A 16245-nucleotide genomic window follows, 5' to 3' on the forward strand; every position below is an offset into this window, starting at 1 on the left:
CGCGTCCGCTGTTTCACGTGAAACAGCGGTGAACGGACATCTTCCCGAGAGGTCATCACCACCATGGCAGGCGAGACCGTCATCACCCTCGTCGGCAATCTCGTCGACGACCCCGAGCTGCGCTTCACCCCGTCGGGTGCGGCGGTCGCGAAGTTCCGCATCGCGTCCACCCCCCGCACCTTCGACCGTCAGACGAACGAGTGGAAGGACGGCGAGAGCCTCTTCCTCACGTGCAACGTCTGGCGGCAGCCGGCGGAGAACGTGGCCGAGTCGCTCCAGCGCGGCATGCGCGTCATCGTGCAGGGCCGACTGCGCCAGCGGTCTTACGAGACCAAGGAAGGCGAGAAGCGGACGGTCTTCGAGGTCGAGGTCGACGAGGTCGGCCCGAGCCTGCGCTCGGCGACCGCCAAGGTCACCCGGGCCAACCGGTCCGGCGGCCCCGGTGGCGGCTTCGGCGGCCAGCAGGGTGGCGGCCAGGGCGGTGGCGGCTGGGGCGGCGGCGGTGGCCAGCAGGGCGGCGGCAACTGGGGTGGAAACTCCGGTGGCGGCCAGTCCGGCCCCTCCGACGACCCCTGGGCCTCCAGCGCCCCGTCCGGTGGAAACCAGGGCGGCGGCTGGGGTGCCCCGTCCGGTGGTGGCGGCTACTCGGAAGAGCCCCCGTTCTAAGAGCTGACAGATTTCGTGCGGCCCGGCCGTCGGCGTCCCCGGACGCCCGCCGGGCCGTGAACCCCAAATGGAGCACACAATGGCGAAGCCGCCTGCTCGCAAGCCGAAGAAGAAGGTTTGCGTCTTCTGCAAGGACAAGGTCAACTACGTTGACTACAAGGACACGAACCTGCTGCGGAAGTACATCTCCGACCGCGGCAAGATCCGTGCCCGTCGGGTGACCGGCAACTGCACCCAGCACCAGCGTGACGTCGCCACGGCCGTGAAGAACAGCCGTGAGATGGCGCTGCTGCCCTACACCAGCACCGCGCGCTAAGAGAGGGTGACCAAGTAATGAAGATCATCCTCACTCACGAGGTGCCGGGCCTGGCCTCGGCCGGCGAGGTCGTCGAGGTCAAGGACGGCTACGCCCGCAACTTCCTGATCCCGCGTGGCTTCGCCATCCGCTGGACCAAGGGTGGTCAGAAGGACGTCGACGCCATCCGTCGCGCCCGTAAGATCCACGAGATCCAGACCCTTGAGGCCGCCAACGAGGTCAAGGGCAAGCTTGAGGGCGTCCAGGTCAAGCTGGCCGTTCGCTCGGGCGAGGCCGGCCGTCTGTTCGGTTCGGTGACCCAGGCCGACGTCGTCGAGGCCATCAAGGCCGCCGGCGGCCCGGCTGTGGACAAGCGCGCCGTCGCGATCGCTTCGCCGATCAAGACCGTGGGCTCCCACAAGGTCTCGGTCAAGCTGCACTCGGACGTCGTGGCCAACCTCGACGTCGCCGTCGTGGCTGCCTGAGCTCCGTAGCTCCAAGGCCTGAGGGCCGGACTCCTCCGGGAGTCCGGCCCTCGGTCGTTTCCCGTGGCAGAGGCGGAACGTTTCAGCCGCGGACCGCTCCGGTGACCAGCCACTTGCCGCCGCGGGCGCGCCAGGCCAGGAAGCCGGCCCGGAGCAGCATGAACAGGTTCATCGCCCACCAGAGTCCGGCCAGTCCGGCGCCGGTGGCCGGGACCGCGAGGGCCACCGGGACGAACACCGCCAGGGTCGCCAGCCCGGCCCAGGCCAGGTACGGGCCGTCCCCGGCGCCCATCAGCACGCCGTCCAGCACGAAGACCAGGCCGGCCACCGGCTGGGTGAGCGCGAGCAGCAGCAGGGCCGTGGCCAGCTGGGAGCGGACGGCCGGGTCGGGCGTGAACAGCGGGACGTACAGCGGGCGGGCGAGCACCACCAGCAGGCCGAGCACCAGCCCGGAGACGATGCCCCACTCGACCATCCGCCGGGTGGCGGCCCGTGCTCCCGGGACGTTCGAGGCGCCCAGGTAGCGGCCGATGATGGCCTGGCCGGCGATCGCGATGGCATCCAGCGCGAAGGCCAGGAAGTTGAACAGCGCCATGGTGATCTGGTGCGCGGCCACCTGGTCGTCGCCGAGCCGGGCGGCCACCGCGGTGGCGGTCATCAGCACCGCGCGCAGGCTGATCGTCCGGACCAGCAGCGGGCCGCCGGCCTTCGCGCCGGCCCGGATGCCGGCCGCGTCCGGCCGCAGCGAGGCCCCCTGCCGACGGGCGCCGCGGACCACCACGACCAGGTAGGCGGCGGCCATCCCGGTCTGGGCGAGCACGGTGCCCCAGGCCGAGCCGGCCACGCCGAGCCCGGCGCCGTACACCAGGCCGGCGTTCAGGCCGATGTTGGCGGCGAAGCCCGCGACGGCCACCACCAGCGGTGTGCGGGTGTCCTGGAGGCCGCGCAGCACCCCGGTGGCGGCCAGCACCATGAGCATCGCCGGGATGCCCAGGGAGCTGATCCGCAGGTACGTCACGGCGTGCGGCGCGGCGGTCGCCGAGGCGCCCAGGACGTCGGCCACCCAGGGGGCCAGCAGCAGGGTGAGGAGCACCACCGGGACGGCCAGGCCCAGCGCGAGCCAGATGCCGTCGATGCCCTGCTGCACGGCGCCCCGGCGGTCCCCGGCGCCGATCCGGCGGGCGACCGCCGCGGTGGTGGCGTAGGCGAGGAAGACGAACACCCCGGTCGCGGTGGACAGCGCGGCGGAGGCGACGCCGACCCCGGCCAGCTGGGGGGTGCCGAGGTGGCCGACGATCGCCGAGTCGGCCATCAGGAAGAGCGGCTCGGCGACCAGGGCGCCGAAGGCCGGGACGGCCAGGGCGAGGATCTCCCGGTCGTGCCGGCGGCGGGTGGCCGGGGGTGGGGGCGAGGCGGTCATGGGCTCCAGGCTACTCATCCACAGGTAATGGACGTAAGTGATGTGTGGCCATTACTCGAAACTCTGAGCGACGCGGTTCGCCCGCTCTGTGCCCACAGCCATTCGGAGGCGTGTGAAGAATTTCTCATGCACAGGCCCGAGAAGTGGTAATCCCAGGTCAGCAGGTTGACGGCGGATCGATCGTCCGGTTATCCACAGGGACGTCCACAGGGGTGTCCACAGCTTTGCGGCAGTTCTCCACAGGGCGGGGCCGTTCATCCACACCCCCTGTGGATAACCGCCTTGGCGCAAGGGCGTCCGGCGCCTTAGCGTGGGCCATCCACCCGACACTCCCACCGCCCCCGGCGTCCGATTTGTCGGGGCCGTGGCGTACAAAGAGGAGCGGATCCGCTCCACCCAGCCACCGGCAAGGCCCGCTCCAACTTCGCACCACTCGCTGATCGGGGAACACGCGTGACCGGCCCCCAGTACGACGACCACGACGCCCCGCCGCCGGAGGAGGACTGGCAGACCGCCGAGGATCCCTTCCCGGCCGGTGCCTTCGACGACGCCCCCTTCCCGGACGGCCCCGGCGACCGGCTGCCGGTGTCCCGCGGCCGCGGTGAGGGGCGCCAGGGCGGTGGCCGCGACGGCTTCCAGAAGGACGGCTTCCAGAAGGACGGCTTCCGGAAGGACGGCGGCTTCCAGAAGGACGGCTTCCAGAAGGGCGGCAAGGGCGGCCGGTCGGAGGGTGGCTGGCAGCGCCGGGACGAGGGCGACGGCGGTGGCGGCGGTGGCGCGGACGGCTTCGAGCGCGTCCCCCCGCAGGATCTGGACGCCGAGAAGTCCGTCCTCGGCGGCATGCTGCTCTCCAAGGACGCCATCGCCGACGTGGTCGAGGTGCTCAAGCCCGCCGACTACTACCGGCCCGCGCACGAGATGATCCACGGCGCGATCCTCGACCTCTACGCCCGCGGCGAGCCGGCCGACCCGATCACCGTGGCCGGCGAGCTGACCAAGCGCGGCGAGCTCCAGCGCGTCGGCGGCGCCTCCTACCTGCACACCCTGGTCAACTCCGTCCCGACCGCGGCCAACGCCGAGTACTACGCCCAGATCGTCAACGAGCGGGCCGTGCTGCGCCGGCTGGTCGAGGCCGGCACCCGGATCGCCGGCATGGGCTACGCGGCCGAGGGCGACGTGGACGAGATCGTCAACGCCGCCCAGGCGCAGATCTACGCCGTCACCGAGCAGCGCACCAACGAGGACTACGCGCCGCTGGCCGACATCATGGAGGGCGCCCTCGACGAGATCGAGGCGATCGGCTCCCGGCAGGGCCAGATGTCCGGCGTGCCGACCGGCTTCGCCGACTTCGACCAGCTCACCAACGGGCTGCACCCCGGCCAGATGATCGTCATCGCGGCCCGTCCCGCGATGGGCAAGTCCACCCTCGCGCTGGACTTCGCGCGGGCCTGCTCGATCCACCACAAACTGCCGAGCGTGATCTTCTCGCTCGAAATGGGCCGCAACGAGATCGCCATGCGCCTGCTCTCGGCCGAGGCCCGGGTGGCGCTGCACCACATGCGCTCCGGGAACATGACGGACGACGACTGGACCCGGGTCGCCCGCCGGATGCCCGACGTCAGCGAGGCGCCGCTGTTCATCGACGACTCGCCGAACCTGTCGATGATGGAGATCCGCGCCAAGTGCCGACGGCTCAAGCAGCGCAACGACATCAAGCTGATCGTCATCGACTACCTCCAGCTGATGCAGTCCGGCGGCTCCCGCCGGGCCGAGAACCGTCAGCAGGAGGTCTCGGACATGTCCCGAAACCTGAAGCTGCTGGCCAAGGAGCTGGAAGTCCCGGTCATCGCGCTCTCCCAGCTGAACCGTGGCCCCGAGCAGCGCACCGACAAGCGGCCGATGGTCTCGGACCTCCGCGAGTCCGGCTCGATCGAGCAGGACGCCGACATGGTCATCCTGCTGCACCGCGAGGACGCCTACGAGAAGGAGTCCCCGCGCGCGGGCGAGGCCGACCTGATCGTCGCCAAGCACCGTAACGGTCCGACCGCGACCATCACGGTGGCCTTCCAGGGCCACTACTCGCGCTTCGTCGACATGACCCGGGACTGATCCCGGGGGCCGTCAGACGGTGACGGTGGAGCGGAAGAGCGTGCCGGTGCCGGAGAGGCGGGTCGGGGCGCCGGTGGCGGGGAGGAAGGCGGACTGGCCGCGGGCCAGGCCCAGGACGGTGCCGTCGGCGGCGGTCAGCCGGGCGGCGCCCTCGGTGCAGAGCAGGATCTGCGGGGTGCGGCCGTCGATCTCGCGCTCGACGCCGTCCAGCGTGAAGCGGGAGAGCCGGAACTCGTCGATCGGGACGGGGTAGAGCTCCTCGCCCGGGGTGCCCTCGACCGGGGCCGGCCGCAGCGGCTCGGGGGCGCCGGCCTCGAAGACCACGACCTTCAGCAGCTCCGGCACGTCGATGTGCTTCGGGGTGAGGCCGGCCCGCAGCACGTTGTCGGAGTTGGCCTGGAGCTCGACGCAGACACCGGACAGATAGGCGTGCGGCACCCCGGCGCCCAGGTAGAGCGCCTCGCCGGCCTGGAGCCGGAGGTGGTTGAGCAGCATCCCGGCGATCACGCCGCGGTCGTCCGGGAAGTCCTTGGCGACCCGGGCGTACGGTGCGTACTCCCCGTCCGGATCGGTCAGCGCCAGCACCTCGACGGTCCGCCGGACGGTCTCCTCGTCCAGCGCGAGGGCGGCGGTCAGGGCGCCGCGCAGCGCCTCGGACTCTCCTCCGGCCGCTGACAGCCGGTCGATCACCGGGGCGAGCCCGGGCACCGCCAGTCCGCTCAGCAGCCGGGCCGCCTCGGCGGGCCGGCGGAAGCCGCAGAGGCCCTCGAACTCGCCCAGCGCGCAGACCATTTCGGGCTTGTGGTTGGTGTCCCGGTAGTTCCGCTCGGGGGCGTCCAGCGGGATGCCGAGGGCGTTCTCGGCGGCGAAGCCCGCCCGGGCCTGGTCCACCGTGGGGTGGGCCTGGATCGACAGCGGGATGCCCGCGGCGAGGACCTTGAAGAGGAACGGCAGGGACGGACCGAACCTGGCCACGCTCGCGGCGCCCAGCTCGCCCTCGGGATCGGCCGCGATCAGCTCGTCCAGTCGGCACGGGCCCTCGCCGCGGTCGGCGCGCGACGGGGCACCGGGGTGGGCGCCCATCCACAGCTCGGCCTGCGGTTCACCGGTCGGCCGCTGCCCGAGCAGCTCGGGCAGGGCGGTCAGCGACCCCCAGGCGTACGGGCGGACGGTGTTGACGAGCCTGTCCATGCGCGCGGTCCTACTCCTTCGCTGTCTGGCGGGTGTGCCGGATCGCCGGGGCGGGCCCGGCGGTGCGGGGGGTCCGGGCACAGGCAAGGGAACGACCCTAGCCGAACGGTGTCACCCAAGGGGAAACGGTGGGCATCCGGTGGGAGTGCCATGGCCGCAGCGTTGGTTCCCGGTGCGGTAGTAGGATGCCAGGACGCAGTAGCCTCCGCCCTGCGCGCAGTTCTCCGCCGGGGTGATCCCCCGGCGGGCTGCCGGTGGAGCCGCGTTCCAGAGTGCGGGCGCCGGTGTTCCGAGACCCCCCGTCATCGGCCGAGAGGTTTGTACGTGACCGTGAACCAGCAGAGTTTTGCTGATCTCGGCAAGGTCCTGGTGATCATCCCGACCTACAACGAGGCGGAGAACGTCGAGCGGATCGTCGGCCGGGTCCGTGCCGCCGTGCCCGAGGTGCACGTGCTGGTCGCCGACGACAACAGCCCCGACGGCACCGGTGACCTGGCCGACAAGCTGGCCGTCGAGGACCCGCAGGTCCACGTGATGCACCGCAAGGGCAAGGAGGGCCTCGGCGCCGCCTACCTCGCGGGCTTCCGCTGGGGCATCGACAACGGCTACGACGTCCTGGTCGAGATGGACGCGGACGGCTCGCACCAGCCCGAGGAGCTGGACCGGCTGCTGGGCGCGCTGCGCGGCGCCGACCTGGTGCTGGGCTCGCGCTGGGTGCCGGGCGGCCGGGTGGTGAACTGGCCGAAGTCGCGGCTGCTGCTCTCCCGCGGCGGCTCGACCTACTCGCGGCTGATGCTGGGCGTGCCGATCCGGGACGTCACCGGCGGCTACCGGGCGTTCCGCAAGGAGACCCTGCTCGGCCTGGGCATGGACCAGGTCGCCTCGGCCGGGTACTGCTTCCAGGTCGACCTGGCCTGGCGCACGGTGAAGGCCGGGTTCAAGGTCGCCGAGGTGCCGATCACCTTCGTCGAGCGCGAGCTGGGCGCCTCCAAGATGAGCCGCAACATCGTGGTCGAGGCGCTGTGGCGGGTGACCACCTGGGGTGTCACCGACCGGCTGGCCCGACTGCGCCGGGGCGCCGCGAAGCGCTGACCGAACCGCGTGAGGCCCGTCCACCGGAACCGGTGGACGGGCTTTCCGCCGTGTGACGCACGCCGCGCCGGGCGCGCCTTCCGCTCATTCGGACGTCGGTACTCCCATGCTGTAGGGCGCAGCCAATCCGATTTGCCGATCAGAGGGAGCAACCCGTGACGTCGTCCCCGCCCGAGGAGAGCGCCGGCGCGGAGCGTGCCCAGAACGAGCCGGTGGAGTTCGGGCAGCCCGCGCGGCCGCTGGAGACCGCCGTCTTCACCGGCCCCGAGTCGGCCTTCTTCGCCACCTCCACGCTGATCCTCGGCGAGCGGACGGCGATCCTGGTGGACGCCCAGCTGACCCGCAGCGCCGGGCGCGAGCTGGCCGAATGGGTCGCGGGCAAGGGCCGGCGCCTGCTCGCCATCGTCGTCACCCACCCGCACCCGGACCACTACTTCGGCGCCGAGGAGGTGCTGCGGCTCTTCCCCGAGGCGCAGCTGCTGGCCGCCCCGGCCGTGGTCGAGGCCATCGCGGCGACCGTCGCCGCCAAGGTCGCCCAGTGGAAGCCGGTGTACGGCGACGACATCCCGGACCACCCGCTGATCCCCGCCCCGCTGCTGCCGCAGCCGCTGATGCTGGACCGCCAGGTGATCCCGGTGCTGCTGCTCGGCCAGGCCGACTGCGGGGACTCCACGGTCGTCCACGTGCCGAGCATCCGCACCGTGATCGCCGGGGACTTCGTCGCCAACGGCACCCACCTGTGGACCGCCGACACCACCCCCGCCCAGCGCACCACCTGGGGGCACAACCTCGGCCGGATCGCCGACCTCGGCGCGGACCGGGTGATCGCCGGCCACCGGGCCCCGGACCAGGGCGACGACGCGGCCCGGGTGCTGGCCTTCACCGGCGAGTACCTCCAGGACTTCGACCGGCTGCTGGCCGGGCACCCGGACGACCCGGAGGCGCTGGTCACGGCCATGAACGAGCGGTACGGGGAGCTGACCCTGCCGTCCTTCCTGGCGCTGGGCGCGGCCGCCAACACCGCTCGTGCGGCCGCGGAAGCGGGCCCGGAGGCGAAGCCCGAGCCCGAGGCGAAGCCCGAGCCCGAGCCCGAGGCGGAGTAGCGCGGGCGGATACTGGCCGCATGACGCCGTACGACGTGATCGTCCCGGCAGGCGGGGCCGCCCGACGCCTCGGCGGGGCCGACAAACCCGGGCTGACGGTCGGCGAGACCACCCTGCTCGACCGGGTGCTCGCCGCCTGCGCGGGCGCCCGCACCACCGTCGTGGTCGGCCCGGCCCGGCCGACCACGACGGCCGGCGTCCGCTGGACCAGGGAGCGGCCGCCCGGCGGCGGGCCGGTCGCCGCCGTCGCGGCCGGACTGGAGCTGGTCACCGCGGACACCGTGCTGCTGCTCGCCGCCGACCTGCCGTTCCTGGACCGCCGGACGGTGGAACGCCTGGTCACCGCCCTCGACGAGGCCGGGGAGGGGACGGACGCCGCCGTGCTGGTCGACGCGGGCGGCCGGGACCAGCCGCTCGCCGCCGCCTACCGGAGTGCCGCGCTGCGCACCGCGCTGGCCGCCCTCGGCGACCCGGCCGGCCAGTCGCTGCGGCGCTTCCTCGGCCCGCTGAACGGGCTGCGGGTGGCCGACACCGACCAGGTCGCCCACGACTGCGACACCTGGGAGGACCTGGAGCAGGCCCGCGAGCGCGACCGGGGCACCGGCGGCGTGTGAGCGAAACGACGCGCCCCGCGCCAGGGGCGAACACCTCGGGGGTACCGACGATCGGGCAGCATAAGGCGCATGGAGCGCACGCTGGATGACTGGATCGCCGAGGCCAAGGCCGACCTGGGTATCGACCTGGACGTGGACGTCCGTGGTCTGCTCGACACGGCCCGGGTGGTCGCGCACGGAGTGGCCCGGCCGGCCGCGCCGCTGACCGCCTTCCTGATCGGCTACGCGGCCGCCCGGCGGGGCGGCGGGGCGGAGGCGGTCGCCGAGGCGACCCGACGGGTCGAGGCCCTCGCCGAGCGGTGGGCGGCCGACGCGCCGGGCGAGTCGTGAGCACGGTCGGACCGCTGAGCTGGCCCCGGGCCCGGGAGACCGCTCGCCGGGCCGGGCTGCGCCCGCTGTCCGGGGTCGGCGTCCCGCTGGCCGAGGCGCTCGGCCACACCCTCGCCGAGCCGCTCGGCGCGCTGACCGACCTGCCGGCCTTCGACACCTCCGCGATGGACGGCTGGGCGGTCGCCGGCCCCGGCCCCTGGCGGGTCGCCGGGCGGGTGCTGGCCGGCCGGGCCGAGCCGGCGCCGCTGACCGACGGCACCGCCGCGGAGATCGCCACCGGCGCCCAGCTGCCGCCCGGCGCCACCGCGGTGCTGCGCCGTGAGCACGGCCGATCGGACGGCGCGCTGCTGCACGACCGGGGCCCGGAGCCGCTGAGCCCCGGCCAGGACGTCCGCCCGCGCGGCCAGGAGTGCCGCCGGGGCGAGGAATTGCTGCCGTCCGGTACGCCGGTGGGCCCGGCCGTGCTCGGCCTGGCCGCCGCCTGCGGCCACGACCGGCTGCCGGTCCACCGCCGTCCCGAGGTCCGACTGTTGCTGCTGGGCGACGAGTTGCTCACCTCCGGTGTCCCCGGGCCGGGCCTGGTCCGGGACGCGCTCGGGCCGCTGCTGCCGCCCTGGCTGCGGGCGGCCGGCGCCGAGCCGGCCGAAGTCCGGTACGTCCGGGACGACTTCGCGCTGCTCCGGGACGCGCTGCGGCACTCCACCGCCGATCTGGTGGTCACCACCGGTGGGACGGCCGCCGGTCCGGTCGACTTCCTGCACCGGGCGCTCGCCGAGGTCGGCGCCCGGCTGCTGGTGGACGGCGTCGCCGTCCGGCCCGGCCACCCGATGCTGCTCGCCGAACTCCCCGGCGGCCGCCACCTGGTGGGCCTGCCGGGCAACCCGCTGGCCGCCGTCGTCGGGATGGTCACCCTGGTCCTGCCGCTGCTGCACGCCCGCGGCGGGCGGCCCGCCGACGCCCCCGTCCTGGCGACCGCCGCGGCGGCGCTGCACGGGCACCGTACGGACACCCGGCTCCAGCCGGTCCGGCGGACCGCCGGGGGCGTCGTGCCGCTGGCCTTCGACGGGCCCGCGATGCTGCGCGGCCTCGCCCGGGCCGAGGCGCTGGCCGTGGTGCCGCCCGGCGGGACGGCGGCGGGGGAGACGGTGGAACTGGTGGAGGTGCCGTGAGCGAGCGAAGTGAGCGCACCATCGAGAGGCGCGCGTTCGGCGAAGCGGCTGCCGAGCGCAGCGAGGTGGGCGCATGAACCGTTTGAGACGCAACACCGCGCCCGGCACCGAGCCGTGGGCGGACGCCGGGATCGTGCTGCCCGCCCGGCGGGCCGAGCCCGCCGTCCGGCAGGTCGGCTCCCGGCTGCTGCTGGCGCTCGCCGTGCTGGTCGCCACCACGCTGATCGTGTACGTCGACCGGGACGGCTACAACGACAACGCCGGTGGCGGGCTCAGCTTCCTGGACGCGGCCTACTACGCCACCGTGACGCTCTCCACCACCGGGTACGGCGACATCACCCCGTTCAGCGACAGCGCCCGGCTCACCAACATCTTCGTGGTCACCCCGCTGCGCGTGGTGTTCCTGATCATCCTGGTCGGCACCACCCTGGAGGTGCTCACCGAACGGACCCGCCTGCAATGGCGGTTGAACCGCTGGAGGTCCACCGTGCGCGAGCACACCGTCGTCATCGGCTACGGGACGAAGGGCCGCAGCGCCGTCGACACCCTGCTCGGCCAGGGGGTGAAGAAGGAGGAGATCGTCGTCGTCGACCCGCAGCGCAAGGTGATCGACCACGCCGCCCGGGACGGCCTGGTCGGGGTGGTCGGCGACGCCACCCGCACCGACACCCTGATCCGGGCCGCGCTGCCCACCGCGGCACGGGTGGTGGTCGCGCCGGAGCGGGACGACACCGCGGTGCTGATCACGCTGACCGCGCGCCAGTTGAACAAGGCCGCCACCGTGGTCGCCGCCGTCCGGGAGGACGAGAACGCGCCGCTGCTGCGGCAGAGCGGCGCCGACGTGGTGGTCACCAGCTCCAGTTCGGCCGGGCGGCTGCTCGGGCTGTCGATGCTCAGCCCGCACGCCGGGGCGGTGATGGAGGACCTGCTGACGTACGGCAACGGGCTGGACGTGGTGGAGCGCCCGGTCACCCGGGCCGAGGCCGGGCACAGTCCGCGCCAGTGCGCGGACCTGGTGGTCGCGGTGGTCCGCGGCCGACGGGTGCTCAACTACACCGAGCCGGAGGCCGCGGTGCTCCAGCTCACCGACCGGGTGATCGTCATCAAGTCCAGCGGAGTCGCCCCGACCGGCTGAGCCGCCCCCGCGACCGCCCTGACCCGCAGTAGGTTCGGGGCATGCATGCGATGACGATTCCCGTACCCGGTGGTCCCGAGGCACTGGTCTGGGCCGAGGTGCCCGATCCGGTGCCCGGCGAGGGCGAGGTCCTCGTGGAGGTGGCGGCCACCGCCGTCAACCGGGCCGACCTGCTCCAGCGGCAGGGCTTCTACAACCCGCCGCCCGGCGCCTCCCCCTATCCGGGCCTGGAGTGCGCCGGGCGGATCGTCGCGCTCGGGCCCGGGGTGTCCGGCTGGGCGGTCGGCGACGAGGTGTGCGCGCTGCTGGCCGGCGGCGGCTACGCGCAGCGGGTCGCGGTGCCGACCGGGCAGCTGCTGCCGCTGCCCGCCGGGCTGACCGCCGAGCAGGCCGCGGCGCTGCCGGAGGTCGCCTGCACGGTGTGGTCCAACGTCTTCCTCACCGCGCACCTGCGGCCCGGCGAAACGGTGCTGCTGCACGGCGGCGCGAGCGGGATCGGGACGATGGCGATCCAGCTGGCCAAGGCGGTCGGCGCTAGGGTCGCGGTCACCGCGGGCAGTCCGGAGAAGCTGGCGCGCTGCGCCGAGCTGGGCGCGGACATCCTGATCGACTACCGCGCGCAGGACTTCGTCGAGGCGCTCCGGGAGGCCACCGGCGGGGCCGGGGCGGACGTGATCCTGGACATCATGGGCGCCAAGTACCTCCAGCGGAACGTGGACGCGCTGGCGGTCAACGGGCGGCTGGTGATCATCGGGCTCCAGGGCGGGGTGAAGGGCGAGCTGGACCTCAACGCGCTGCTGCGCAAGCGCGCGGCGGTGATCGCCACCAACCTGCGCGGGCGGCCGCTGGCCGAGAAGGCGGCGATCGTGGCGGCGGTGCGGGAGCACGTGTGGCCGCTGGTCGAGTCCGGGGTGGTGAAGCCGGTGGTGGACCGGGTGTTGCCGCTGGCCGAGGTGGCCGAGGCGCACCGGGTGCTGGAGCGCGGGGAGCAGGTCGGGAAGGTCGTGCTGCGGGCCTGAGCGCGGGCGGTCCGGGGGCGTCGAGGGTGGGTGAATTGCCCGAAATGCCGTAACGATCGGGGCGTGCGAGGCTGGTCCGGAGCAGTCCCGCCGCCGATCCCGCCCCCGGGCGCCGTCGGCCGTCGGAAGGACTCCGACCGTGGCCGCATCACCGTACGCACCCCTCGGGCCGCTGCCCGTCGCGCCGCACCACCGTCGTACCGCCCGTCGTACTGCCCCTCGCATCGCCCGCCGCGCTCCGGGCCGCGCTCAGCGGCTGTTCGCGGCGGCGGTGCTGGGGCTCACGCTTCCGCTGGCCGCCGCTTCGGCCGCGGTGGCGTTGCCCTCGCCGACGGCGTACCCGCCGCCCGGGGCGGGGGCGAGGTTCGATCCGGGCGCGGAGGCCGACGCCGACTCCTTCGAGCGGGCTTCCCGGCCGCTGCCGCATCCGTACCCGGACGGTGACTTCCCGCCGTTCCACCGTCACCGCCCGGCCTCGCTGCCCGAGCGCTCCGACGCCGTGGTGGAGCAGGCTCCGGACCAGCCCGTCGAGGAGGCTCCGGAGCAGGCGCCCGAGCAGGCTCCGGACCAGCCCGTCGAGCAGGCTCCGGCGCGGGCCCCGGAACAGCCTCCCGAGCAGGCCCCGGACCAGGGCGTCGCGGCCGAGCAACCGGAGGGCGACGGCGACGCCGCGGACGCCGGGGCCCCCGGCGAGGCCGCCGCCCCGGACCGGGCCGCCGCGGACCTCGCGGCGCCGGCCGCCGGACAGCCCGTGGCGGCCGCCGTCCCGGTGCCCGTGCTGTTCCCGGCCCGCTGGCAGGACGCCTCCACCACCCAGCTCCCGCTGGGCGTCGGGCTGGGGATGATCGGCTGCGGGCTGGGGCTGATAGGCCTGCGGCTGCGCAAGGGTTGAGGCGGCGCCCCCGGTCCCGCCCCCGGCGCCGCTCTGGTCCCGGCGTCCGGGCGTGGAGATCCGGTGTGGGTCCGGGAGGGGTTCCGGGGGCGTTACCCCCCCCGCCCGCAGGGGGTCGCGGGAAGGCGGGACGACCGGGGGCTTCCGCCCGACCAACCCCAGTGAGAGAGAATGTTGTTCATGACGAATCCGATGAACGAGCGCCCGTCGCAGGAGCCCTTCCGGGCCACCGGCGGGCAGTCGCAGGACGGCCAGAAGGTGCTGATCGTCGGACCGGACGGGCTGCCCGTGGGCCAGGGGTTCGCCGGCGCGGCGGGCGACGGGGACGACGAGGGTGACATGCCGCGTGAGCTCCCGGTGACCGAGATGGTCGAGCAGCCGGCGAAGGTCATGCGCATCGGCAGCATGATCAAGCAGCTCCTGGAGGAGGTCCGGGCGGCGCCCCTCGACGAGGCGAGCCGGGTCCGGCTGAAGGACATCCACGCCAGCTCGATCAAGGAGCTCGAACTCGGGCTGGCCCCGGAGCTGGTCGCCGAGCTGGAGCGGCTGTCGCTGCCGTTCACCGAGGACACCATCCCGACCGAGGCCGAGCTGCGGATCGCCCAGGCCCAGCTGGTCGGCTGGCTGGAGGGCCTGTTCCACGGCATCCAGACCGCCCTGTTCGCGCAGCAGATGGCGGCGCGGGCCCAGCTGGAGCAGATGCGCCGGGCACTGCCGCCCGGTCTGCACAGCGGTGAGGCGGACGAGGACGAGCCGGGCCAGGGCCAGGGCCGCGGCATCCGCTCCGGCCCCTATCTGTAGCCGTACGCCGGTGGGTACGTCCGGTCCGTCCCGAGCACCCTCGGACCGGGCGCACCGCCGTCGGCGCGAGCCGATACCCTGACCCAGTCGTCGGCCGCTGGAACCGCCGCGACCGGGGTCCGCCAGGCCGGCGGGCAGGGCCCACCACGCACGGACGAGACCGAACGTCAGGCTGCGGCGAGCACGCCCGCGCCGAGGGGGAGCAGAGGACCATGAGCGAGCACGGCAACGCGGCGGTCGAGGGCTTCTCCCTGGGCAACGGCCGCTATGTGCTGCAGCGGCTGCTGGGCGAGGGCGGCATGGCCTCCGTGCACCTCGCCCACGACCGCGTGTTGGACCGGCAGGTCGCGCTGAAGAGCATGCACAGCGAGCTGGGCCGGGACGACTCGTTCAAGGAGCGGTTCCGCCGCGAGGCCCAGGCGGTGGCCCGGCTGGAGCACCCCAACATCGTCACGGTGTACGACAGTGGCGAGGACATCGCCGCGGACGGCTCCAGCACGCCGTACATCGTCATGCAGCTGATCGACGGCATGGGCCTGCGCGAGTCGATCAACGAGGCGATCGGCCAGTACGGCGCGGTGCCCACCGAGGAGGCCCTGCGGGTCACCGTCGGCGTGCTGAACGCGCTGGAGGCCTCGCACGACATGGGCCTGGTGCACCGCGACATCAAGCCCGGCAACGTCATGTTCGACCGCAAGGGCAATGTCAAGGTCATGGACTTCGGCATCGCCCGCGCGCTGGAATCCGGCGTCACGTCGATGACGCAGACCGGCATGGTGGTCGGCACCCCGCAGTACCTCTCGCCGGAGCAGGCGCTCGGCAAGCCGGTGGACGCCCGCTCCGACCTGTACTCGGTCGGCGTGATGCTCTTCGAGATGCTCACCGGCCGGCTGGTCTTCGACGGCGACTCGGCGTTCTCGATCGCCTACAAGCACGTCCAGGAGGAACCGCCGGCCCCCTCCGCCCTCAACCGCTCGATCACCCCCGAGGTGGACGCCTACGTCGCCCAGGCGCTGCGCAAGGACCCGGCGCACCGCTTCCAGAGCGCGGCGGCGATGCGGGACGAGGCGGAGCGGCTGATCGCGGCGGCCAAGAGCGGCGGCAGCGGGCACAAGCTGGAGGCCAGCACCCCGCTGGTGATCAACGAGGGCCCGCGGTCGGTGCACGCCGCCCCGCCGACCCCGCACCCGCACGCGCAGTACGGACAAGGGGGGCCGCAGCAGCAGGCGCACACCCCGCCGCCGCAGTACCAGACCCCGCCGCCGGCCTACCAGACGCCGCGACCCCAGTACCCGCAGCAGCAGCAGCAGGCGCACACCCCGCCGCCGCAGTACCAGACCCCGCCGCCGGCCTACCAGACGCCTCGGCCGCAGTACCCGCAGCAGCAGCAGGCGCACACCCCGCCGCCGCAGCCGATGCCGCCGTACCAGCAGCCGAAGGCGCCCACCAGCGGCGGCGGTTGCTCCACGGCCGTGGTGGTGGTCGGGATCATCGTCGGCGTGCTGGTGCTCGCGGGCATCATCATCGCGATCGTGGTCAACCGTGCGGAACAGAAGACGGGCACCAAGGTCGGCCACGCCGAGCGCCCCGCCGCCGTGCTGGTGGTCGACCTCCCGGCCGACCGCGACGGCCTGCACTGACCACGTCCGACTGGTTCGGGGGTACCACGGTCGTCCTTCGGAAGCGGTAGCGTTCGGGGATACGTAAGCGACAGGGCACCGCGATCCGAGCGAACGCCCGGGGCGAGGAGCGATGGCACAGACGCAGCAGCCGGACGAAGATGCGGGTGCCCGCGGGGTCGGCCGGACCGGCGGGACGCCGAGGATCCCCGAGCCCGGCAGCGAAGCCGCGACGTCGGCGCTGCCGCCGGTCATCGGCCCGCCGACTCCGGGCCGTGGCACCGCCGTGCCGCTGAGCACCGTCG

General features: G+C 73.7%; 14 protein-coding genes and 1 pseudogene. 13 read left to right on the forward strand and 2 right to left on the reverse strand.

The genetic code is table 11. The annotated features are described in order from the left end of the window. The first annotated feature begins 63 nt into the window (after positions 1-63). The 3 genes from QWJ13_RS09160 (at position 64) to rplI (ending at position 1446) form a co-directional block, all read left to right on the forward strand. Positions 64-666 carry a single-stranded DNA-binding protein gene (locus QWJ13_RS09160; RefSeq protein ID WP_316522287.1) on the forward strand — a complete coding sequence of 201 codons (603 nt, stop codon included), beginning with the start codon at positions 64-66 and terminating at the stop codon, positions 664-666. Positions 667-745: 79 nt separating this feature from the next. After that, positions 746-982 carry a 30S ribosomal protein S18 gene (gene rpsR / locus QWJ13_RS09165; RefSeq protein ID WP_030059640.1) on the forward strand — a complete coding sequence of 79 codons (237 nt, stop codon included), beginning with the start codon at positions 746-748 and terminating at the stop codon, positions 980-982. A gap of 17 nt (positions 983-999) precedes the next feature. Continuing rightward, complete coding sequence (gene rplI / locus QWJ13_RS09170; RefSeq protein WP_316522289.1) at positions 1000-1446, forward strand: 50S ribosomal protein L9; 447 nt, start codon at positions 1000-1002, stop codon at positions 1444-1446. An 82-nt stretch (positions 1447-1528) separates the two neighbouring features. Here the strand turns inward: rplI and QWJ13_RS09175 are convergent, their stop codons facing one another. Then, positions 1529-2866: an MATE family efflux transporter gene (locus QWJ13_RS09175; protein ID WP_316522290.1), complete on the reverse strand. Its 1338-nt coding sequence runs from the start codon at positions 2864-2866 to the stop codon at positions 1529-1531. Positions 2867-3451: 585 nt separating this feature from the next. Here QWJ13_RS09175 and dnaB point away from each other — a divergent pair. Continuing rightward, positions 3452-4975 carry a replicative DNA helicase gene (dnaB, locus tag QWJ13_RS09180; protein WP_432277490.1) on the forward strand — a complete coding sequence of 508 codons (1524 nt, stop codon included), beginning with the start codon at positions 3452-3454 and terminating at the stop codon, positions 4973-4975. A 12-nt stretch (positions 4976-4987) separates the two neighbouring features. Here the strand turns inward: dnaB and manA are convergent, their stop codons facing one another. Next, on the reverse strand, positions 4988-6166 hold the full coding sequence (manA, locus tag QWJ13_RS09185) for a mannose-6-phosphate isomerase, class I (protein WP_316522296.1): 1179 nt from the start codon (positions 6164-6166) through the stop codon (positions 4988-4990). A 324-nt stretch (positions 6167-6490) separates the two neighbouring features. On the opposite strand from manA, the gene QWJ13_RS09190 reads away from it, so the two are divergent. The 9 genes and pseudogenes from QWJ13_RS09190 (at position 6491) to QWJ13_RS09235 (ending at position 15961) form a co-directional block, all read left to right on the forward strand. Continuing rightward, entirely contained in the window at positions 6491-7258 is a 768-nt protein-coding gene (locus QWJ13_RS09190; protein WP_316522298.1) for a polyprenol monophosphomannose synthase, read from the forward strand. Between the two features lie 155 nt (positions 7259-7413). After that, positions 7414-8361: an MBL fold metallo-hydrolase gene (locus QWJ13_RS09195; protein WP_316522300.1), complete on the forward strand. Its 948-nt coding sequence runs from the start codon at positions 7414-7416 to the stop codon at positions 8359-8361. A gap of 20 nt (positions 8362-8381) precedes the next feature. Next, a pseudogene (locus tag QWJ13_RS34335) lies at positions 8382-9305 on the forward strand (NTP transferase domain-containing protein). Then, a complete protein-coding gene (locus QWJ13_RS09210) occupies positions 9302-10474 on the forward strand; it encodes a molybdopterin molybdotransferase MoeA (RefSeq protein ID WP_316522308.1) in 1173 nt (390 codons plus the stop codon). Before QWJ13_RS34335 ends, QWJ13_RS09210 begins: the two are co-directional and overlap by 4 nt. Positions 10475-10547: 73 nt before the next feature. After that, positions 10548-11609 (forward strand): potassium channel family protein, encoded by a 1062-nt coding sequence (locus tag QWJ13_RS09215; protein WP_316522310.1) that lies wholly within the window; start codon positions 10548-10550, stop codon positions 11607-11609. Between the two features lie 41 nt (positions 11610-11650). After that, positions 11651-12628, forward strand: a complete 978-nt coding sequence (locus QWJ13_RS09220; protein ID WP_316522313.1) for an NAD(P)H-quinone oxidoreductase — start codon at positions 11651-11653, stop codon at positions 12626-12628. A 139-nt stretch (positions 12629-12767) separates the two neighbouring features. Beyond that, positions 12768-13520, forward strand: coding sequence for a hypothetical protein (locus QWJ13_RS09225; protein WP_316522316.1), 753 nt, complete (start codon positions 12768-12770; stop codon positions 13518-13520). 180 nt (positions 13521-13700) lie between these two features. Beyond that, a complete protein-coding gene (locus QWJ13_RS09230) occupies positions 13701-14321 on the forward strand; it encodes a bacterial proteasome activator family protein (RefSeq protein WP_316522319.1) in 621 nt (206 codons plus the stop codon). A gap of 212 nt (positions 14322-14533) precedes the next feature. Next, on the forward strand, positions 14534-15961 hold the full coding sequence (locus QWJ13_RS09235) for a protein kinase domain-containing protein (RefSeq protein WP_316522320.1): 1428 nt from the start codon (positions 14534-14536) through the stop codon (positions 15959-15961). The last annotated feature ends 284 nt before the right edge of the window (positions 15962-16245 follow it).

The sequence above is a fragment of the Kitasatospora brasiliensis genome, from assembly GCF_032654805.1.
Classification (GTDB): domain Bacteria; phylum Actinomycetota; class Actinomycetes; order Streptomycetales; family Streptomycetaceae; genus Kitasatospora; species Kitasatospora brasiliensis.

What these genes read in the sequence shown, in the direction of transcription:
- QWJ13_RS09215 (WP_316522310.1), top strand. Translation starts at nt 10,548, where the DNA reads ATGAACCGTTTGAGACGCAACACCGCGCCCGGCACCGAGCCGTGGGCG.
- QWJ13_RS09230 (WP_316522319.1), top strand. Translation starts at nt 13,701, where the DNA reads ATGACGAATCCGATGAACGAGCGCCCGTCGCAGGAGCCCTTCCGGGCC.
- QWJ13_RS09220 (WP_316522313.1), top strand. Translation starts at nt 11,651, where the DNA reads ATGCATGCGATGACGATTCCCGTACCCGGTGGTCCCGAGGCACTGGTC.
- rplI (WP_316522289.1), top strand. Translation starts at nt 1,000, where the DNA reads ATGAAGATCATCCTCACTCACGAGGTGCCGGGCCTGGCCTCGGCCGGC.
- QWJ13_RS09175 (WP_316522290.1), bottom strand. Translation starts at nt 2,866, where the DNA reads ATGACCGCCTCGCCCCCACCCCCGGCCACCCGCCGCCGGCACGACCGG.
- manA (WP_316522296.1), bottom strand. Translation starts at nt 6,166, where the DNA reads ATGGACAGGCTCGTCAACACCGTCCGCCCGTACGCCTGGGGGTCGCTG.
- QWJ13_RS09235 (WP_316522320.1), top strand. Translation starts at nt 14,534, where the DNA reads ATGAGCGAGCACGGCAACGCGGCGGTCGAGGGCTTCTCCCTGGGCAAC.
- QWJ13_RS09160 (WP_316522287.1), top strand. Translation starts at nt 64, where the DNA reads ATGGCAGGCGAGACCGTCATCACCCTCGTCGGCAATCTCGTCGACGAC.
- rpsR (WP_030059640.1), top strand. Translation starts at nt 746, where the DNA reads ATGGCGAAGCCGCCTGCTCGCAAGCCGAAGAAGAAGGTTTGCGTCTTC.